Annotated in this window: 20 protein-coding genes; 9 read left to right on the top strand and 11 right to left on the bottom strand. The window is 66.3% G+C overall.

The features are described from left to right. Positions 1-40: 40 nt before the first annotated feature. Together SM757_RS14990 and SM757_RS14985 are read left to right on the top strand one after the other, a co-directional pair. Complete coding sequence (locus SM757_RS14990) at positions 41-268, top strand: hypothetical protein (protein ID WP_322466069.1); 228 nt, start codon at positions 41-43, stop codon at positions 266-268. Position 269: 1 nt separating this feature from the next. After that, the gene (locus SM757_RS14985) at positions 270-560 is read left to right on the top strand and encodes a hypothetical protein (RefSeq protein WP_322466068.1); all 291 of its coding nucleotides are present in this window, start codon (positions 270-272) and stop codon (positions 558-560) included. 2,303 nt (positions 561-2,863) lie between these two features. On the opposite strand, the gene SM757_RS14980 is transcribed toward SM757_RS14985, so the two are convergent. After that, complete coding sequence (locus SM757_RS14980; protein WP_322466067.1) at positions 2,864-3,208, bottom strand: hypothetical protein; 345 nt, start codon at positions 3,206-3,208, stop codon at positions 2,864-2,866. A 271-nt stretch (positions 3,209-3,479) separates the two neighbouring features. Here SM757_RS14980 and SM757_RS14975 point away from each other — a divergent pair, with 271 nt between their 5' ends. Next, on the top strand, positions 3,480-6,152 hold the full coding sequence (locus SM757_RS14975; RefSeq protein ID WP_322466066.1) for a tape measure protein: 2,673 nt from the start codon (positions 3,480-3,482) through the stop codon (positions 6,150-6,152). 64 nt (positions 6,153-6,216) lie between these two features. After that, positions 6,217-6,567 (top strand): hypothetical protein, encoded by a 351-nt coding sequence (locus tag SM757_RS14970; RefSeq protein ID WP_322466065.1) that lies wholly within the window; start codon positions 6,217-6,219, stop codon positions 6,565-6,567. Positions 6,568-6,585: 18 nt separating this feature from the next. Here SM757_RS14970 and SM757_RS14965 read toward each other — a convergent pair whose 3' ends face one another. Then, positions 6,586-6,843, bottom strand: coding sequence for a hypothetical protein (locus tag SM757_RS14965; protein WP_322466064.1), 258 nt, complete (start codon positions 6,841-6,843; stop codon positions 6,586-6,588). 172 nt (positions 6,844-7,015) lie between these two features. Here SM757_RS14965 and SM757_RS14960 point away from each other — a divergent pair, with 172 nt between their 5' ends. The 3 genes from SM757_RS14960 to SM757_RS14950 all read left to right on the top strand — a co-directional run bounded on the left by SM757_RS14960 (position 7,016) and on the right by SM757_RS14950 (position 10,284). Then, positions 7,016-7,924, top strand: coding sequence for a hypothetical protein (locus SM757_RS14960; RefSeq protein WP_322466063.1), 909 nt, complete (start codon positions 7,016-7,018; stop codon positions 7,922-7,924). Positions 7,925-8,814: 890 nt separating this feature from the next. Beyond that, entirely contained in the window at positions 8,815-9,210 is a 396-nt protein-coding gene (locus tag SM757_RS14955; RefSeq protein WP_322466062.1) for a hypothetical protein, read from the top strand. 237 nt (positions 9,211-9,447) lie between these two features. Then, positions 9,448-10,284 (top strand): hypothetical protein, encoded by an 837-nt coding sequence (locus SM757_RS14950; RefSeq protein WP_322466061.1) that lies wholly within the window; start codon positions 9,448-9,450, stop codon positions 10,282-10,284. On the opposite strand, the gene SM757_RS14945 is transcribed toward SM757_RS14950, so the two are convergent. Then, positions 10,241-10,729 (bottom strand): DUF488 domain-containing protein, encoded by a 489-nt coding sequence (locus SM757_RS14945; protein ID WP_322466060.1) that lies wholly within the window; start codon positions 10,727-10,729, stop codon positions 10,241-10,243. The two genes, SM757_RS14950 and SM757_RS14945, sit on opposite strands and share 44 nt — an antisense overlap. Positions 10,730-11,370: 641 nt before the next feature. On the opposite strand from SM757_RS14945, the gene xth reads away from it, so the two are divergent. Continuing rightward, the gene (gene xth, locus SM757_RS14940) at positions 11,371-12,153 is read left to right on the top strand and encodes an exodeoxyribonuclease III (RefSeq protein WP_322466059.1); all 783 of its coding nucleotides are present in this window, start codon (positions 11,371-11,373) and stop codon (positions 12,151-12,153) included. A 54-nt stretch (positions 12,154-12,207) separates the two neighbouring features. Here xth and SM757_RS14935 read toward each other — a convergent pair whose 3' ends face one another. Continuing rightward, positions 12,208-12,564, bottom strand: a complete 357-nt coding sequence (locus tag SM757_RS14935; RefSeq protein ID WP_322466058.1) for a putative quinol monooxygenase — start codon at positions 12,562-12,564, stop codon at positions 12,208-12,210. Positions 12,565-12,695: 131 nt separating this feature from the next. Next, the gene (locus SM757_RS14930) at positions 12,696-13,079 is read right to left on the bottom strand and encodes a hypothetical protein (protein WP_157118884.1); all 384 of its coding nucleotides are present in this window, start codon (positions 13,077-13,079) and stop codon (positions 12,696-12,698) included. A gap of 288 nt (positions 13,080-13,367) precedes the next feature. Between SM757_RS14930 and SM757_RS14925 the strand changes: the two genes are divergently transcribed. Next, positions 13,368-14,420, top strand: coding sequence for a hypothetical protein (locus SM757_RS14925; RefSeq protein ID WP_322466057.1), 1,053 nt, complete (start codon positions 13,368-13,370; stop codon positions 14,418-14,420). Positions 14,421-14,476: 56 nt separating this feature from the next. Here SM757_RS14925 and rng read toward each other — a convergent pair whose 3' ends face one another. The 6 genes from rng to hemF are packed head-to-tail and all read right to left on the bottom strand — an operon-like array spanning position 14,477 to position 19,551. After that, the gene (gene rng / locus SM757_RS14920; protein WP_322466056.1) at positions 14,477-15,958 is read right to left on the bottom strand and encodes a ribonuclease G; all 1,482 of its coding nucleotides are present in this window, start codon (positions 15,956-15,958) and stop codon (positions 14,477-14,479) included. 34 nt (positions 15,959-15,992) lie between these two features. Further along, positions 15,993-16,607, bottom strand: coding sequence for a Maf family protein (locus SM757_RS14915; RefSeq protein ID WP_322466055.1), 615 nt, complete (start codon positions 16,605-16,607; stop codon positions 15,993-15,995). 53 nt (positions 16,608-16,660) lie between these two features. Beyond that, positions 16,661-17,131 (bottom strand): 23S rRNA (pseudouridine(1915)-N(3))-methyltransferase RlmH, encoded by a 471-nt coding sequence (rlmH, locus tag SM757_RS14910; protein ID WP_322466054.1) that lies wholly within the window; start codon positions 17,129-17,131, stop codon positions 16,661-16,663. Positions 17,132-17,143: 12 nt separating this feature from the next. After that, entirely contained in the window at positions 17,144-17,989 is an 846-nt protein-coding gene (gene rsfS, locus SM757_RS14905; protein ID WP_322466053.1) for a ribosome silencing factor, read from the bottom strand. Next, positions 17,990-18,601, bottom strand: a complete 612-nt coding sequence (gene nadD / locus SM757_RS14900) for a nicotinate-nucleotide adenylyltransferase (protein ID WP_322466052.1) — start codon at positions 18,599-18,601, stop codon at positions 17,990-17,992. Then, positions 18,598-19,551: an oxygen-dependent coproporphyrinogen oxidase gene (gene hemF / locus SM757_RS14895; RefSeq protein WP_322466051.1), complete on the bottom strand. Its 954-nt coding sequence runs from the start codon at positions 19,549-19,551 to the stop codon at positions 18,598-18,600. The genes nadD and hemF overlap by 4 nt, the downstream gene beginning before the upstream one ends. Positions 19,552-19,553 lie beyond the last annotated feature (2 nt).

The following is a 19,553-nucleotide window of genomic DNA, read 5'->3' as shown; positions in this document are numbered from 1 at the left end:
GCAGCTACGCATTCGACTGGATCGCCTGGAGCAGGCCTGCATGAGCGCGCTGGGCGGGTCAGTGCTGCTGGCGTACGACAGCGCAGGGCTGCTGGCGCCGGTGACCTTTGACGCCGCCCCGGGCGAGCCGGTGCCTTTTCCGGCCGGGTGCCGGCCACAGCGACCCGAGGAGCCAGAAGCGGACTACATCGCCGCACTGGAGGCGCTCGGCCTGACCATGCTGATGTGGGATTTCAGCCGGATACCCAACTTGCCGGAGGGGGCCTGACATGGTGGACCTGCGCATCAGATTGGAAAAGCTGGAGCGGGCCATGGCGCTGCCGGGCAGCCCTGCCGTGGTGCTGTACGAAGGCGACGACGGGCGGCTGGTATCAGACCTGTTCTCCAGCGGCGGCCCCGGGACGCCGACAGCCACGCCTGCCGGCTGGCGCCCTCAAATGCCGGACGAGCCAGCTGACGCCTACGTGGCCTCGCTGCAGGCCACAGGGCTGCAAGTGGTGGTGATTGAAGTGATGGACGCAAGCATTCCCGAGCCAAGTACGGAGCCGGCAGTTGAGTGAAGAGAGCGGCCGGGCTCCAACCGCGTTGTAGACCTGCGGGCTGGCAGCACAGAACAGCGCGGACTTTTCTGCGAGGATTCTCGCGTGGCGGCCACTTCGACCGGCCCAAAACTGGGCCGATCCTGTTATGCAATGTCATGGTGCAGCGGGCCCTGCTAGGTTTGGTCAGACCTGAAATCCGACCAAGACCGCCAGGCCGCGCGGTGGCAGGACCGTCTCCTCATTTTTCAGGAGACGTTCTCCCGGCTCCTGTGGCGCAGCCCGAAAGGGTTGGACTTGAAATTCGACCCTTCGAGATTTGGCGTCCGAAAGGGCGCATGCGTGGAGCTCCAGCGCGCCGCTTAGGGTCACCGAGGGGTAACGACTGGCCGCCCACCGTCTCCACAAAAATGCGGAGACGATGCAGGCGCAGGTGGGCTGTTCGCCCTCTTCGCAGGTGCCGGGCGCGTTGCCCTGACCAACCACCTCAAAGTTGAGGCGGTTGAGCATTCCCCGCACGCGCGGGGCGCCAGCGTTTCGTCTCCTTCCGGTAGTGCAACGGTGACCGCATTCCCCGCGTGCACGGGGCGCCTGCCACAGGGTGATGGACCATCCCTCACGCTGCTGAGCACTCCCCTCGCGCGAGGCGCCGGGAGCCTCATCACACTTCCTCAGCTTGAGGAAGTCGGTTCCCCCGCGCGCATGAGGCGCTGGACGGAAGGAAGGGGTAGAACGGTTCTACCCCTGCTGAGGCAGTCCGCGCGCACAGGGCCGGCCGTGATGTGACATCACATCGCTTCATCTCATGCCGCGCAGTCTCTGCGCGTGTGGCGCTGCTAGGGACATCGCCCCAAAACTGTGGGCATCCAGCGCAGTCCCGCGCGCGTGTGGCGCTGCCGGTCACCGTTGCGCTACCGGAAGGGGATGAAACGCGCAGTCTCCGCGCGCGGCGCTGCCGGAGGGGCGGTTCCAGTGGAACCACTCTCTCAAAGGCGGTCCGCTCGTGAAGGGCCGGCCGTGTCAGGCCGTCTGACGCCGCCGAGCTCGCCACGCGGCCCCCCGGCGCATGTTGGGAAATGTTGGGGCGGCAGTGACCGCGCGCCGGATAAAGAAACCGCAGGGAAACGGTGCTGGCCTCGCACTGCTGGCGCCGCGGAGTGTCAAGGTTCCGTCAAGGGCGCACGAGCCGGAGACCAGGCACACCAGGGCGGCCAGGCGGGGGGGGCAGCCTGTTGACAAACGTTGACCCGGCGACCTCGCGCACCAGGGCAGACTGATAAGGTTTAGGTAAGGGTCTGGGGAGGTTTTGGGTAGGGTGCGGCACCAGCGCAGGCGCCGCCTGCCTCTTTTCCGGGCACTGCCACTGAAGGCTTGCGGGGCAAGGGCTTAGGCGTGATCTGGGCCGGTTGTCCCGCGCCTTGTCCACTGTTTCTGTGGACGGCAGATGGATTTTCTGTACGCATCGCGCGCGCAAGCGAGGGTCAGCGCATCGAGATGCCGAGGCGCAATGCGCGAGACCATGAAGGTAGTGGACGGGTGCGCTGGCGCTGGTGGCCTGGAGCCATAGGGTTCCGTAAGGGCGCGGGCGGCGGGGCCTCGTCCCCTTCCGATAGTGCAACGGTGACCGCGTGCTCCGCGCGTGCGCAGTCGGCGGCACAAATGGGTTGGGTGCGCAGCCGGCGACTTCAGAAAACTTCAGATTGCCCGCGAGCTGACCGGTGGTGCTTCCTGAGGAAACGGCACCCTGCGGCATCCCGCGCGCTCCCCTGGCGCTGGTGGCCCGATGCCTTCACAGTGCTTCCGTCACCGCGACGGAATGGCGGTGCGCTGGTGGCCGGTGCCACGTGAGCGGCGATGCCCCGCCGCCGCGTCAGGAGCGCCTAGGAGCAGCGAACGCGGGTGGGATGGTGGCAGGTGCCGGCGCCAGTGCTGGCGCTGCTGCAGGGCCGTTTTTTTGGGTCAAAGCCCGCAGGGTATGGGGACTGTCCGACGTTAGAGAAGAGTCATCCGGCTCCGCCTCGCTGTCCGACTGCGCCGGCGCAAAAACTCACGCGGCACTGCGCCTCGGATCGCCATTTTTGTCAATGAAATCAACCGGCTCAAAGTTGAGCCGGTTGACTGCGGCTGCGCCTGGGGTGCGTGGAGGGCGCAGCCCCGGTGCACGAGCCTGCGACCTGAGAAAACCTGAGTCGGCGGGTGGTTGCGGCGCGCAGCGCCAGCCCTGGGCCGGAAGCAGACAAAACCAGACACTGCGCCTACTCCTGGACAGCGTGTCGACTTCTATACCGGCCCAGGCCGATACGAAGACATGACGGTGTACCCACCTATCGGCAGCGCGCCTCTCCCAGCGCGACCCACTTGTTCGTGCGCACGAGCTTCTGGACGTCGATTACCTGCACTGAGATGCCGCGGCCGGCCAGTCCTTGCTCTGTAACGACCTCACAGACATAGCTCGCATAGCCATCCCGTGAGGAGCCGTTGTCAATCACGCCAACTCTGAACATGGACGGCGAGGTCCAAAGCGCATCCTTGGCGGTCTTCTCAGCTGGGCTTTTGAACTGACGCAGCACCGCTTCCTGAGCCGGCGACAGCGATACAGCCTGCGACTGAGCCGCCGTTGGCCCTGCAAGCGCCAGCGCCAGCGCGCCGAGCGCAATCACCTTTTTCATGACGTCCCTCACATTGGTTGATTAGTGCACATGGTGTGAGCGCGGCCTGATTTGGCGCACTCCCTAAGGATTCTGGTGCGGTGCTAGCCGACAACTGCCAAGCGACTCCATGCGGCCGCCACGGTGCTCAGCAGCCACAGCGCCATCCCAGGTAGCTGGAACGGGCGGTTGACCGAAAAGGCTTTGGGAATGGTCCAGCGGCGTTTGGGGCTGACAGCGTGATCCGTAGCTTTCCGGGGATGACCACAAACCTAAGCCGAAGGGGACCGCTGTGAGCGAACTGGTAGGCGCCATCTACTACGAGTGCACCTTGGAAACCCAAGGCTTGATCCACGCGCAGCGCAAAGTTGATGCCGCACTGAAGAAGGCCGCCGACAGCTTCGACAGCCTCAAGCAGGTCGGCGTTGGCGCTATGACGGCCATCGCCACTGCCGTGAAGATTCTGGCCGCAGCCATGAGCTTGGTGAAGGCGGCCGAGATGGCCGACGACATGCGCCTCCTGGCTGCCCGCGTCAACATCGCCGCCGGCAGCATCCAAGCCGGCGCCGAGGCGCTGCAGGCTCTCACCAAGATCAGCGCGGCCACGCAGACCGAGTTGGAGAGCAACGTCCAGGTGTTCGCGCGCCTGAACTCGTCCATCAAGCAGATGGGCGGCACACAGCAGGACACGCTCACGCTTACCGAACTGCTGGCCAAGGCCATCAAGGTTTCCGGTGTGTCGGCAGCCGAGGCCTCCGCGGCGATGCTCCAGTTCGGCCAGGCGCTGGGCTCCGGGAAGCTCGCCGGCGATGAGCTCAAGTCGCTGATGGAAACCGCGCCCTATCTAATGAAGCAGTTAGCCGACGGCATCGGCGTGCCTATTGGCCAGCTCAAGAGCCTGGGTGAGCAGGGCAAGCTCACCGCCGACGTGGTGGTGCAGGCGATGAGCAAAGCCGCCAACAGCATCAACAGCGACTTCGCCCAGATGCCTGAGACGGTCAAGGGTGCCTTCACCGTCGCGATGGATGCCGCCGCGCGCGCTAACGAGAAGTTGGACGATCTGACCGGCACGAGCGCTGCGCTCACCGGTGCCGGCAAGGGCCTGGGCGACGTGCTGGACTTCGTGGCCGGTCGCCTGGCTGCCATGGCCGGCGAAAGTGAGAAGGCCGGCCGCGCGAAGCTGGTGCAGAAGTGGGCTGAGGACACGGCCACCGTGCTGTCGTATGTCGTGGACGCCACGGACTTCGTAGTGCGCGGCTTCCGGCAGATGGGCGCTGGCGTGGCCGGTCTAGCTGCATCGGCCGGGCTCGCTGCCCAGGGGCAGCTGGGCGCCGCGCGCGCCGCGCTGACACAGATGAAGGACGACGTGCTGGCCATCGGGAACGCCGGCTACATCGGCCCGCGCTTCCGGCAGCAGCAGGCGGCGCTGAAGCTCACGCCCGAACCCGACCGCCTGGACCGCGCTGGGCAAGCTGCGCCGGCCATGTCCAAGCTCAAGCCGACGAAGGACGAGGACGAGGCCCGCAAGGCCGCCGCCAAGACCGCGGCGGCACAGGCCTACTACGAGGGCTTGGTGGCCGCGAACAAGACCGCCCTGGAGCAGATCGACGCCGAGGAGCAGAAAGCTCTCACCGAGAACCAGCGGCGCATGCTGGCGGACAAGGACAACGCGGCGATCTACACCAAGGCGAAGGTGGAGATCATCAAGAAGTTCGCGATGGAGCGCGCGCGCCTGGAGGAGGAAAACGCCCAGCAGATTGCGGACCTCAACATCCAGACAACCACCGACGAGGCCACAAAGATCGAGGCCATCCGTGCCGAGAGCGTGCGTCGTGCGGATGCCGCGGAGCGCCTGGGCACGATGACCCACGAGCAAGCCGAGCGCGCCAGGACCGCGGCCACCTTCGAGGCCGAACAGGCGCGCGCCGACCTGGCCGAGCGCAGCACCCGCGCCCGCGCCGAGGCCGGCATCCTGTTGGCCGGAACCACCGAGCGCCGCATCCTGCTCGTCCGGGACGAAGCGATCCGACAGGCGGAGGAGGCCTACCGGCGTGGGCGAGCCACGTTCGAGGAGGCGGAAGCGGCGAAGGTCCGCGCGGTGCAGACCGCCATTGATCAGCAGAAGCAGTTGGAGGCTCAGCGTACGGGCGTGAAGCTGCAGACGCTGCAAATCAAGGCCGAGGGCGGCGGACTACAGGACCAGGAGAACCTGATTCGAGGCCAGGCCGCAGCGGAGATGGAGCAGGCGAGGCAAGCGGAGCTGCTTGACCTGGAGAACGCCCAGCTCTACGCCGACCTGCGCGTGGCCATCGAAGAGGACATGAATCGGCGGCTCGAAGCGGCGCGCACGGCGGCGAACGTGTCGGCTATGCAAAGCACGGCCAGCACTTTCGACTCCCTGGCTGGCATCATGAAGACGGCGGCTGGCGAGCAGTCGGGCATCTACAAAGCGATGTTCGCAGCCAGCAAGGCCTTCGCCATTGCCGAGTCGATCGTGAAGATTCAGCAGGGCATCGCCAACGCTGCATCGTTGCCATATCCGCTGAATCTGGGCGCCATGGCCAGCGTGGCGGCTGCCACGGCGAGCATCGTGCAGAACATCCAGGCCGTGAAGATGGCCGGCGGGCGGCGGTACGGAGGCCCAGTGTCGGCCGGCTCGCTGTACCAGGTGAACGAAGACGGCCGGCCTGAGATGTTCACGGCGTCTGGTGGGCGCCAGTTCATGCTGCCTACGGCCAGTGGGCGCGTGACACCGGCTGACCAGGTGGGCGGCAGCGACGCCGCGCCCACCATCAACATCATCAACAACGGGCGCGCCATGGCGGTGGAGAACTCGTCCTGGGACGCGCAGAAACGCACCATGGACCTGACGGTGAAGGAAGTGGCCAATCAGATCAGCAGCCACACCGGGCCCGTGTGGAGTGCACTCAGGGGCACGACGAACGTGCAGTCTCGCCTGAGCTGACGCTTGCCAGCGCCGTGCGGGTGGCGCGCGGCATCATGGGCGCTCCAATAACAAGGGAGATTCCATGTTGACTATCAAGCGCGCGGCCAGCGCGGCGATCTTCGCCTGGCTGCTAGCCACAAGCGCGGCCGCACTGGCCCAGTCCTACACCATCCCGTCAGACCCGAAGGCCACCTATGCCGTCCTGGAGCGCGGCGGCAACGGCAACATCCGCACCATCACGTACCGGCGCAGCGGGCCCAGTGGGCAGTCGTATTCCAAGCGAGAGTACGACTGCAATGCGGCGAAGACGCGCTACTTGGGGACCGGCGACACGATGGAGGCCATGAAGGGCTCGAAGCCTGAGCCGAGCCGGTACGGCATCGTAGATGGCTCGATTGCGTCCTACTTGGGCGGGCTCGCCTGCAACAAGTAGAGAAGGGCGCCGTTTAGCTCAGTGCACAAGCCCCAGAGGCGCCTGCAGTTCCTCGAGTTCCCCCGGCGGCTGCTGTGCCGGGATGGTGGCCAGCAAGTCCACCTTGACGTGAGACGTGCCGCGAATCACGGTGAACTTTTGCCCCGCCTCCACCGTGAACTCCACACGCGTGCCGGTAGCTAGGCACGTGACGGCATAGCGGGCAGTTGCGCCGGTGGACTCGATGTGAAGGGGCTCCCCCTCCTTGCCTTCGAAGGCGCCGATGTGCTGTGTCATGTATGGATGGTGGTGGACGTTCACATGGAGCCTGCTAACCAGGAAGGCGACAGGCGCGAAGTCTGAGCATATCATTGCGACAACATCAATATGCAAAGGAGTTGTCGCTGTGATAACAGATCAAACGAATGAGCGGTCCACAGTTATGCGACGCGCGCTTGCTGCGCTCGGCATGACAAGCACCGAACTGGCCGATCTGCTGTCGAACATTCGTATGGACGGACAGTCGACTTCAAAGTCAACAATTTCCCGTTGGGTAAATGGTGCGCCAGCTGAGCCAGGAGTGCTTCTTTATCTTCGTGAGCGGCTTGTTGCGTTGGCGAAGAAATCACCGCCATCGTTAGGAGAATGCCGCGCTATCGCTATTGGTGGCGGAAAAGGAGGAGCGGGCGCCACGACCATCACATTTCATTTGGCCGCAGTTGCAGACCATCTCGGGTATCGAGTCACGCTGGCCTCAATTAACCGAATTTTCGATGTCAATGACAAAACGGCAGCCGCATTGGGACTCAAAATAGAGCACAAAGCAGTCGACATTGCCAATATTAGCAATATAAAGAAATCGCTTACCGATAAGTCCGACCTTTTATTGATCGACTACGGATCACGCACCCTCACGGGTTTTGATGATGACTATATAGGGCGAGCAGATGATTTCGATTTGGAAGGCATTGATCTTTTTGTTATCCCTTTCAGTCCGGCTGTTGAGTGGGAATATGATCCAGCACTGAAGGCCGTCAATACACTCATGAATTATGGTATTACAAGGTTTCGCTTGCTACCAAACATTCGGAGATTTGATGTTGGCCATTTACTTGGCGACACCAAAGCTGTGGAGGCAATAAAAGAATATCACTCATATGTCACGGAAACCTGCGTTTATCACAGGGAGGGTCTTGAATGGAGCACAAATTTCCAGGCGGGAAATCCCGATTGGGCTGGCATGCCGGAAATTAGCCTGTACTACGAGTATCTGTCGGTTTTCAGTGACTTGCTCAAGGCCATCGGCGTGGATATGGAAGTTGAAAACAGTGTCGACAAGATGAGCATTGAAGAGCTGCTTGCATACGTCCGGAAGTGACCTGGCCGCGCTAGTAGCACGCGACGGTGGCACTGGTTGGGCGCTGCTCAGTCTCTCAACGCGATGTCAGGGTCACGAAATCGCTACGCTGCAGGTCCCTGCTACACCGCGTCCAGCGTCGAACCGATGCTGCCTTCAAGTCGGCAGGCGTGCGCTTCACTGCTGGCAGATTTTCAGCTCCGCACCCGCCGGACGGCGGCAGGGTCCCGCCCCTGTCCGACGTTAGAGAAGAGTCATGCTGACTACCCAGGCTGTCCGATGGCGTGAGAACCAGCGGCCTTCGAAATTCGCTCTGCCGCCCTCGCCTGCCACCACTGCCCGTCGAACGCCTTGACTGACACCCTTAGCGTCCTGCTGGCTCTGCGGGCAGCACGCGCGAGCACAGCGGCCTGGTGGGTTTGGTGGGTTTTGGGGGGTTTGGTTTGCAAAGGTCTCGCAACATCGCGACGCAGCGCCGGGCTTGCAACTGATACGTGCACGCGACCACCACGTAGGTGGTTTGGCGCCTGCATGGGATCGGTGTCGCGATTGACTTCCAGCGCCAGCAGCTGCCATGTGCCCCACGAGCCACTGCGCCTGATGCAGAACACATCGCCGGTCTTCGAGCTGTTGGCGCTGCTAGTCAGGCTGCCGCGCCGGCCGTGGGGACGCAGCTCGGCACCCAGCGGGCGCCCTCGCCTGCGGGCTGCTGCAGGACTGCACGGCTACAGCGCCGCGACAACACCATCCCAACCCCGCCAGCGGCCTTGTTGATGCAACCTGAAAGGTTGTGACACGGATTGAAGCAAAATGCCGGCGCGGCCCGAATCTCGTTCGGCGCCATGGGCGGCCGTGTAGTAGCCCGAAGAAGACCTACGACGGCGCCAAGCTGGCGCTTGGAGGACAGAGGGATGAACAAGGGAAGCGCCTGCGCGCTTGCCGTCCTTGTGGCGGCATCCATGGCTACAGCGCCAGCAATGGCACGTGGCGGGTCACACGGTGGTGGACACCACAGCAGCAGCCACTCTAGCTACAGCCATGGCAGTAGCGGCGGCAGCTACTCGTCGAGCAAGAGCAACTCCACGGCCGGCCGCAACACCGCCAAGGCCGTCACGGCCGTTGCCAAGGCAGTCACGCCGAAGCCAACGAAGCAAAAGACCAGCACCTCCAATCCGGTGCAGACCAGTCAGGACGGCGCCGCACCGGTACCGGCCAAGGCTACAAGCCAGGATCGGAGCGACGCCACGGCGTGCATGGCGCCGAAGCCCGTCTTCGACAAGGTGCGCGGCGTGTGCGTGGAAGCCTGACGCGGCTTTTGGCTGCCGCGCTGATCGCGACCGCTGGCTCACCCGCAGCCTCAGACACGCACAGCAGTTGGGTCAGGCGGAAATTCAGGCGCCGACAGCTCTGCCCTGCCCGGCCACAGGCACTCAAAAGGGCGCCTGTCCGGGTTGGGTTGTTGATTACGTCGAGCCGCCGTGCGGAGCGCGCCTTGTGTCTCAGGTTAAAAGAAGCCGACAGACGCATTAAAAGAGAGGGAAATATTGGCAACCTTCACCGAGCGCGTGCTCATTCTGTGCAAAACGTATCCGTCCCCAAGCGCTAGTTATGTGGAAACTTCCTGTGTGGCAGGAGTTACTGCAGCAGGCAAGCTCATCCGCTTATTCCCGGTCCCCTTTCGTCTCATTGCAGACGAGCAACAGTTTCGAAAATGGCAGTGGATCACGGTCCGCATGGAAAAAGCTCCGGCAGATCACAGGCCGGAAAGTCACCGGGTATTCGTTGATACCGTCCAGTGCGAAGGAGAGCCCTTACCTTCGGGAAAGCAGGGATGGCCGCGGCGCATGGAGCACCTGCGCAATGTACCTATCTTTTCGGATTTCGATGCGGTGCAGGCAGCCAGGGAAAGTCAGGGAACAACTCTGGCACTGCTGCGCCCAAACCGTATCCTTGAATTGCAGATCAAACCCACCAAAAGCGCGGACTGGACGCCCGAAGAGCTTGCCAAACTGAAGCAAGACCAAATACAAACAAGCCTTTTGGATACCGAAGCGCATCGCAAACCAGCGCCGTTACTGCAAAAGATTCCCTTCGACTTTCACTACCGGTATGAGTGCTTAGTCGATGGAAAGTCAGTTGTATATCGGCACAAACTTGTTGATTGGGAGGCTGGCGCGCTCTACCGTAGATTACTGCGGGAGCATGGTCCTTCAGGCTGGGAGGCGCCATTCAGAGCCAAATATGAGCAAGAGTTGCCTTCGACAGATTTACTGATGCTCCTCGGAACCATGCACCGGTTCAAGGACAAATGGCTTGCGGTAAGCGTAATTTGCCCGCCTAAGCCGCAATCTGCAAACCACAGTCAGGAATCGCTGTTTTAGCGGTCAGGTGCATTACGGAGGGGCCACCGTGTTTTCGCGCGCTGCGTGCCACGTAGGTGCGGTGGCACATTGAGTAGTCGGCCTCGAAGCACACAAGGCACGCCGTGGTGGACTTCGACAACTTCACCAGCTCGCGAATGGTGGCGCCTTGCGTTTCGATGTAGGCCTGGAAGTCGCGCGTGTACGCCGCCCAGTCCTTGTCCACCTTGTAGCGGTCGCGGATATCCCGCGGGCAGCCCAGCGCCGGGATGTGCAAATAGGCCAAGCCGGCGCTGGCCAGCTCGGTCTTGAAGGGGGTTTTGGAAAAGCCCTTCTTCCGCGACAGCGGCAGCTCCCGCACGTCCACGATGGTCTGCACGCCGGCAGCGCGCGCACGAGCGATGAAGGCGGCGATGTCGAGGCCTTCATAGCCGAATGTAAAGATGGCGCGCGCGGTTGAGTTCATGTCGGGCGCCAGTGTACCGACCGATGCTGCACCGCGGCATTCGATGTCTTCCCTCAAGCCAAGCCATGGGACACATGACACGGCGCCTGAGGCCTTGAAACACCGCCCCGCCCGTCACCGGCTACAGCCCTTGCCTCAACCCTCCGGCCCCGTCAGGCTCCGGCCCGCCTCGTGCGGGCTTTTTCACCTCTAAGCAGCGAAGGCCGGCGAGCAGTGGACGCGCCGTCAGGTGTGAACGCGCCGCGCCGGCTGGCGCTGGCGGCCGGACGTCACCACGAGATGCCGCACAGTGCCCCACAGTGACCAAGCCCCAGCCACTTGCCAGCGGTGCATGCCGCCGGGGGTGCGGTGGCTGGGCAGCACCGGGAGCGGCCCCGACTGCAGTGCGCACCTCCTATGCCGCCACGTGCGCCAGCAGTTCATGCATGTGGGGCGCCACCAATGACGCCAGCCCAGCAGCCGCTAGGTCTGCCGCCTGCACACCACAGGCACGAACCTCCTGGCCAGCCAGCAGGGACATCAAGCCCACGGCGCAGAATCGCCCCGACCGCACACGCACGCTACTCCTGCGTAGCTAGATGCGTAGCCAGCCCAAACACCAAAAACTCAAGTGTTTGATTTACAAGGAATAAATTGCAGAAATGAAGCTTGCCACCTGGAACGTCAATTCCCTCTCCGTGCGCCTGCCGCAACTGCTGGACTGGTTAGCGGCCAACCCCGTGGACGCCATCGCGCTGCAGGAAACCAAGCTCACGGACGACAAGTTTCCCCACGAGGCGCTGCAGGAGGCCGGCTACCACGCGCACTGGTTCGGCCAGCGCACCTACAACGGCGTGGCCCTGCTCTCGCGCCAGCCCGCCACCGACGTGCAGCGCAATATCCCGGGGTTCGACGATCCACAGGCCCGGGTGATCACGGCCTCCCTGCCCTGCGCCGACGGCCAGCCGCTGCGCTTCATCGGGGCCTACTTTCCCAACGGCCAGGCACCGGGCAGTGAAAAATTCGCCTACAAGATGGCGTGGCTGGAGGCGCTGCGCGAGTGGCTCACGGATCAGTTAGCCCAATACCCGCGGCTGGTGTTGGGCGGCGACTTCAACATCGCCCCCGAGGACCGCGACGTGCACGACCCCGTCGCCTGGGCCGGGCAGATCCACTGCACGCCTGAGGAGCGTGCGCACTTCCAGGCGCTGGCGGGTTTGGGGCTGTCGGACGCCTTCCGCCTCTTCGAGCAGCCGCCGCGGCTGTGGAGCTGGTGGGACTACCGCAACCTGGCCTTCCGCAAGAACCAGGGCCTGCGCATCGATCACCTGCTGGTGAGCGACGCGCTGAAGCCGCTGGTGCGCGGCTGCCATATCGACAAGCTGCCGCGCAAGAACGAGCGGCCCAGCGACCACGCGCCGGTGGTGGTGGAGCTGGCGTGCTGATCGGGGGTGCGGCCCGCCCCACGGGGCCGCAAGAAGGAGCGCGCGCGAGGCGCTTCAGCGCCTGAATCCGCCTTCCACCGTGAAGAAGGCCGGGTTGAGCTTGGCCAGCGGGCCGCGCAGCTTTTCCAGCTCGGCGGCTGGCGCGTGCACTTCCAGCCGCGTGATGTCGGCCACCTTCAGCGCCTCCTGCAGCACCGAGCCGACGTTGTCCAGGTGGTGCAGCAGCGCGGCGGCGTCCACGTAGCCCTCGCGGCAGTGCACCTCGTTGCCGTTGAAGCTGAAGGCGTAGTGCAGGCAGCCGGGCTCGGTGAGGGTCTTTTCCTCGAAGCTGGGGCCCAGGCGCTTGAAGTCGTCCATGCGCCCCTCGTGGACCTTGAAATACGGCACCAGGGTGCAGCAGGTGTCGGCCATGGTTGTCGTCTCCTGAAAATGTGAATGCGTTGATGGCGGCGCCGCCAAGCGCCGCCGGGGCATTGTGAGTCAGCCGCCCGCCACGGCGAGCCCGTGCATTGCCGCATTCACAAGACCGCTGGCCGGCAGCCTCAGCGGCGGATGCGGCAAATGGCCGTGACCACGGGCGTCACGCGCTGGCCACTGGCGTTGACCAGCCAGCCGCGCACGCGCCCGTCCTGGATGAAGCCCGGCGATATGGCGGTGGCGCCTTCGGCGATGTCGGCGGGGCGGCTGTCGAAGTCGAACTCCACCTCGTCGCCCACGGTGTGCTCGAAGGGGCTGCGCGCGGTGCCGGCGCCGGAGGTGACGACGGCCCGGTAGTTGCCGTCGGCCAGGTTGTTGCCGTCCACCGAGACCTTGGAGCGGCTGCTGCGCTTCTCGCAGGCCACGCTGACGTCGGCGGCTTGGGCGGCTACCGCGGTGAAGGCGAACACGGCCACAGCGGCTGCAAGACCCAGGGAACGGATGCTCATGGGGAACTCCTGTGATGCAAGACATTCGGCGCGCCGGTCCGGCGCCACCGCCATCCCTTGCGCAACGCCCATGCCAAAGCGCTTCCCAGGGGAACGCGCCGTGCGCGGTGCGCCACTGGGCCATTTGCCCCACCCGGGACGGTCAAATCCCCCAGGCAGGCCAGCTCCTGAGCGCTTTGCCCAGCCCGCTGCGCCGCCGCTTGCGGCGCGGCGGCACGCCGGTTGCACCCCTTGCGGCCCAAGCTCCGCGCTTGCGCGGGACCCCATGACGACGAGGAGGCCCACCCCATGGACATGCGCCAGCTCCAAGGTTTCACCCTGCCCGGCCTGGGCACCGTGCAGGCCCTGCAGGCCGAAGTCGTTGAGCTCTCCGGCCTGGCGCTGCGCGACGGCGCCTGGCGCTTGGGCCGGCTGCTGCTGCGCGGCGTGGAGCTGCGCACCCCGGCGCTGGCTTTGCGCGCGACGCAGGTGCTGCTGCGCGGGCTCAGCGTGGTGCCGGCGCCGCCGGGCGATGCGGCCGCCCAACCACTGCGCGCCCTGAGCCTGGACGCGCTGGAGGTGCAGGACGCGCAACTGGAGCTGGCCCGCGCGCCCTCGCCCGCCGCGGCCGGCGAGCAGGCGCAGTGGCAACTGGACGCGCTCGCGGGCCTGGACGGCCGCCTGCAGATGCACATCGACGACGCGGCCTGGATCGTCGACGCCGAGGTGGGCGTGGCCATCCAGGGCGGGCGCATCGACTTCAACCGCATGTCCGTGGAGCACATCGGCCCGGACTCGCCCATGGGCGTGAGCCACATGGGCATCTACGCCGACAGCCCAACGGGGCGCGACTACCTCTACCAGTTCATGCTGCCGCACGTGCCGGGCGTGCGCTTCGAGCAGCGCGGCTCGCTCTTCGGCGCGCGGGTGACGGACCGGGGCTCGCTGGAGCTTCAACCCTTCGTGGAAAGCCTGCTGCACAACGCCGGCTGCGGCACGCCGCAGGGACGCCCCGGGCGCCACGCGGCGCCTGCCCTGCAGCGCACGCGCGTGAGCGGCGAGCTGAGCCTGGGCGACGGCGTGATGGGCACGCGCACGCAGCAGGTGGAACTGGCGGGACGGGCGCAGGGGCGCAACCGGGTGGGCCTCTCGGCGGCGTCCCTGGGCCAGCAGATCGTGCTGCGGCTGCCGGACCTGTGGGCCGCGCGGGCCCTGTTCTCACTGGCCGGGCTGCAAGGGAGCAGCGGCGCGATCACGGGCACGGTGAGCGCCACCGTCAGCGCGCCGGGCAACGGGCCGGCGCTGCGGCTGGCGGCCGAGCGGCTGAGCGTGGAGGCGGTGCGGCTGGACAGCGGCGCGTGAAGGTGCGTGAAGGCACGTAAAGGCGCGCGGCCACCGCCTGCGCGGTGGCGCCGCGCCTACAGCAGCACGATGTCGTACTGCTCCGGGTTCATGGTCGGCTCGGCCGACAGCGAGATGGGCTTGCCGATGAACTCCGACAGGCCCGCGAGGTGCGGGCTTTCCTCGTCCAGCAGCATTTCCACCACGGCCGCGCTGGCCACGACGCGGAATTCCTTGGGATTGAACTGCCGCGCCTCGCGCAGGATCTCGCGCAGCACGTCGTAGCAGACGCTGCGCGCGGTTTTCACCTGGCCGCGGCCGCCGCAGGTCGGACAGGGCTCGCACAGCATGTGCGCCAGCGACTCGCGGGTGCGCTTGCGCGTCATCTCCACCAGGCCCAACTGCGTGAAGCCGCTCACCGTCGTCTTGGTGCGGTCGCGGCCGAGCTGCTTGCGGAACTCGCCCAGCACGGCGCTCTGGTGCTCGTCGCGCGCCATGTCGATGAAGTCCACGATGATGATGCCGCCCAAGTTGCGCAGCCGCAGTTGCCGCGCGATGGCGCCGGCCGCTTCGAGGTTGGTCTTGAAGATGGTGTCGTCGAAGTTGCGCGCACCGACGAAGCCGCCGGTGTTGACGTCGATCGTGGTCAGCGCCTCGGTCTGGTCGATGATGAGGTAACCACCGCTCTTCAGGTCCACCCGGCGCGCCAGCGCGCGCTCGATCTCGGTGTCGATGTTGTAGAGATCGAAGATGGGCCGCTCGCCCTTGTAGAGCTCCAGCTTGCCCACGGCGCCGGGGGTGAACTCCTGGCCGAACGCCTTGAGGTGATCGAACTGCAGCCGCGAGTCGATGCGTATGGAGGCGGTCTGCTCGTTGCTGAGGTCGCGCAGCACGCGCTCGGCGAGGTTGAGGTCCTGGTGCAGCAGCGTGCCCGGCGGCACGCTGAAGGCGCGCTCGCGGATGGTGGCCCAGGTCTTGCGGCCGTAGGCGATGTCGTCGGCCAGCTCGGCGTCGGTGGCGTCCTCGGCGTTGGTGCGCAGGATGAAGCCGCCCCCGCCGCCCGTCTCGCGCGTGCTCACCAGAGCCTGCATGCGCTGGCGCAGTTGCTCGCGCAGCTCGTGGGAGCCGATCTTTTGCGAGATGCCGATGTGGTCGTCCTGCGGCAGGTGCACGAGCAACCGCCCGGCGATGCTGATCTGCGTGGACAGCCGCGCGCCCTTGGTGCCTATGGGGTCCTTGATGACCTGCACCATCAGGCTCTGGCCTTCGAACACCTGGCGCTCTATGGGCACGGGCGTGTGGCCATTGCCGTTGCCGCCGGGCTCGAAGCGGCTGTGGCCGACGAGGTCGGCCACGTGCAGGAAGGCGGCGCGCTCCAGGCCTATGTCTATGAAGGCGCTTTGCATGCCGGGCAGCACGCGCGCAACCTTGCCGAGATAGATGTTGCCCACCAAGCCGCGTTCCAGCGCGCGCTCGATGTGCAGTTCCTGTACCGCGCCGTTTTCGACGATGGCGACCCGCGTCTCCTGCGGGGCCCAGTTGATGAGAATGTCTTGCATGCGCTGCAGCCTCTGACTGCCGCAGCGCGCGGTCTCAGAAACGCACGTGCGCTTGCCGCAGCAGCATGGCCGTCTCGTGGAGGGGCAAACCCATGATACCGGAGTAGCTCCCTTCGACATGGGCGACGAAGGCGGCGATGCGGCCTTGTATGCCGTAGGCGCCGGCCTTGCCGAAGGGCTCGCCGCTGGCGATGTAGGCGTCGATGTCGGTCTCGCGCATACCTTCCAGGCGGACGCGCGACACGCTCAGCGCGTGCAGCACCCGGTTGCCTTCGCAGGCCACCGCCACGGCGGTGAGCACGCGGTGCGTGTGGCCGCACAGCGCGCGCAGCATGGTGCGGGCCTCGGCCTCGTCGGCGGGCTTGCCCAGGATGCGCTTGCCCAGCGCCACGGTGGTGTCGGCAACCAGCACGGGCACGGCAGGCAGCTCCAGGCGCGCGCGGCGCGCCACGGCCGCATCGAGCTTGGCGCGGGTCACGCGCTGCACGTAGGCGTCGGGCGTCTCGCCCTCGAGCACGGCTTCCAGCGCCTCGGCGTCCTCGTGCGCCTCCGGCAGCAGCAGTTCATGTGCAACCCCGATCTGTTCCAGCAACTGGCGCCGGCGCGGGCTCTGGGAGGCGAGCAGGATGGATTCGTGTGAGATGGTCATGTGCAGAGGTCTGCGCACCGGCGGCCGCCAGGGCACGCCGGTACGCGTAAGGGTCATTCCCGGTGGTACGGGTGGTTCACTGTCAGCGACCAGGCCCGGTAGAGGCCTTCGGCCAGCAGGATGCGGACGAAGGCATGGGGCAAGGTCAGCTCGGACAGGCGCAGGGTCTCGTCGCCGGTGGCTTTGAGCGCGGGGTCCAGCCCGTCGGGGCCGCCGATGAGGAAGGCCACGTCGCGGCCGTCGCCCATCCAGAAGCGCAGCCGATCGGCCAGCGCGGCGGTGGTCTGCCGCGTGCCACGCTCGTCCAGCACCACGCGCCGCACCCCCTTGGGGATGGCGGCTTCGATGCGCTGCGCCTCGGCCGCCATCAGCGCCGCCGCCGGCTTGCCGGTGGTGCGCGGTTCGGCCTTGAGCGCCTTGAGCTCCAGCCGCAGCTCCGGCGGGAAGCGCTTGGCGAAGTCGTCATAAGCCGCCTCGGCCCACGCCGGCTGGCGCTGGCCTATGGCGGCGATCACCAGCCGCACGGCTTAAGCCGCTCAGCCGCGGCTGGCCTTGGCGGCCTTGCGGGCCGGCGCGGCCTTCTTGGCTGCAGGCGCCTTCTTGGCAGCCACGGCCCGCTTGGCCGGCGCAGCGGCGACGCGGGTCGCCGTCTTCTTGGCTGCGGGCTTCTTGGGCGGGGCGTTGACCACCACGCGCTGCTCCGGCGCGGCCGCAGCCGTGGCAGTCTTGCGCGCGGCCGTCTTCACGCCGGCGGTGCGGGTGACGGCGGCCTTCTTGGCCGGCGCCTTCTTGGCAGCAGCCTTCTTGGCGGGCGCGGCCTTGGCCGTCGTCGCCGTGGAGGCCTTGGTCGCCGTGGTCTTGGCCGTGGCCTTCTTGGCGGCGGCCTTCTTGGCCGGGGCCTTGGTGCCTGCGGTCTTCTTGACCGCCGCGCCCAACGCCGCCTTGCCGGCCGCGGAACGGGCGGTGCGGGCGGCCGGCGCGGCGTCTTCCTCGTCCTCATCGTCCGCGGACGAGGCCTTGGGCAGGCCCTTGGCCGGGCCGCCCAGCTTGATCTTCACCGGCTTCTCACCCCAGATTTCCTCGAGGTGGTAGTAGTCGCGGATGGCGGGCTGCATGATGTGGGCGACGGCGGCGCCGCAGTCCACGATGATCCATTCGCCGTTGTCCTCGCCTTCGGTGCGCATGACGTCCAGGCCGCGGGACTTGACGGTCTCGCGCACGCTGGCGGCCAGCGCCTTGGTCTGGCGGTTGCTGGTGCCCGACGCAATGATCACGCGCTCGAAAAGCGGTGAGAGGTGCTCGGTGTTGAAGACCACGATGTTCACGGCCTTCACGTCTTCGAGGCCATCGACGATGGCGCGTTGCAGCTTGCGGATGTCCATTCAGCTCCCAAGGTCCGCCCGGTACAGGGCGTTCTGGTCAATATAGGCCGCGACCTCGGGGCCCACCAGCGAGGAGATTTCCTCGCCTTGGGCCGCGCGGGCGCGGATGTCGGTCGATGACACCGCCATGGGCGGCAGTGCCAGGATTTCAATGTCACGAGGCTCGGCAGCCACTGGCGGCGGCGCCTGGGGTGCCTCGCCGGCACGGCCGGCCACGGCCAGCGTGGCCAGGCGCAGCAGCGCCCGCCAGTCGTGCCAGGTGTGCAGCCGGGCGTACTGGTCCTGTCCGATCACGAAAAACAGCCTGGCTTGAGGCTGCTCGCCGTGGATGTCGCGCACGGTGTCCACGCTGTAGCTGGGCCCGGCGCGGTGCAGCTCGCGCTCGTCGATCACGATGCCCGGCTCGCCCCGCGTGAGCAGCCTGAGCATGGCCACGCGGTGTGCCGCGGCCACGGGCGCGCGCTTGCCGGCGGCAAGCTTCTGCCAGGGCTGGCCCGCGGGCAGCAGGCGCAGCTCGTCCAGCCGCAGCTCCTCGCGCGCCTGGCGGGCCAGCGCCAGGTGCGCCAGGTGCGGCGGGTCGAAAGTCCCGCCCAGCAGGCCGATGCGCTTCACTCGCTGAGCCAGTCGCGCGGGCGCAGGAAGTCGCTGTAGAGCCGCGCCTCGGCGCTGCCCGGTTGCGGATGCCAGTCGTAGCGCCACTTCACCAGCGGCGGCATGGACATGAGGATGCTCTCGGTGCGGCCGCCGGACTGCAGGCCGAACAGCGTGCCGCGGTCGAAGACGAGGTTGAACTCGACGTAGCGGCCGCGCCGGTAGGCCTGGAAGTCGCGCTCTGGCTCACCGTAGGGCAGCTCGCGGCGGCGCTCCACGATGGGCAGGTAGGCCGGCAGGAAGGCATCGCCCACGGACTGCACCATCTCGAAGCTGCGCTGCGGGCCCAGCTCGCAGAAGTCGTCGAAGAAGATGCCGCCCACGCCGCGCGGCTCGTTGCGGTGCTTGAGGAAGAAGTACTCGTCGCACCACTGCTTGAAGCGCGGGTGCAGCGCCTCGCCATAGGGCGCCAGCGACTCGGCACAGGTGCGGTGGAAGTGGCGCGCGTCTTCCTCGAAGCCGTAGTAGGGCGTGAGGTCCATGCCGCCGCCGAACCACAACACGGGCGCGCGGCCGTCCTGCGGCTGCGCGGCGAACATGCGCACGTTCATGTGCACCGTGGGCACCAGCGGGTTGCGCGGATGCAGCACCAGCGACACGCCCATGGCCTCGAAGCTGGCGCCGGCCAGCTCCGGCCGGTGCTGCGTGGCCGAGGGCGGCAGCGCGCGGCCCTTGACGTGCGAGAAGTTGCAGCCGCCGCGCTCCAGCAGGTTGCCCTCCTCCACCAGGCGCGACAGGCCGTCGCCTTCCAGCCGGCCGCCGGGCTCGCGCGTCCAGCCGTCGCTGCGGAAGGGCGTGCCGTCCGCCGCTTCCAGCGCCGAGACGATGCGCTGCTGCAGGTCCAGCAGCCAGCCGCGCACGGCGCTGGTGTCCAAGGGCTGCTGATCGCCGCCGGTGCTGCCGCTGCTCATGG

It is taken from the genome of Azohydromonas lata (genome assembly GCF_034427735.1).
GTDB classification, from domain to species: domain Bacteria; phylum Pseudomonadota; class Gammaproteobacteria; order Burkholderiales; family Burkholderiaceae_C; genus Azohydromonas; species Azohydromonas lata.
Note: the sequence above shows the minus strand (reverse complement) of the source record. Positions and strands in the feature narration are given on the sequence as shown.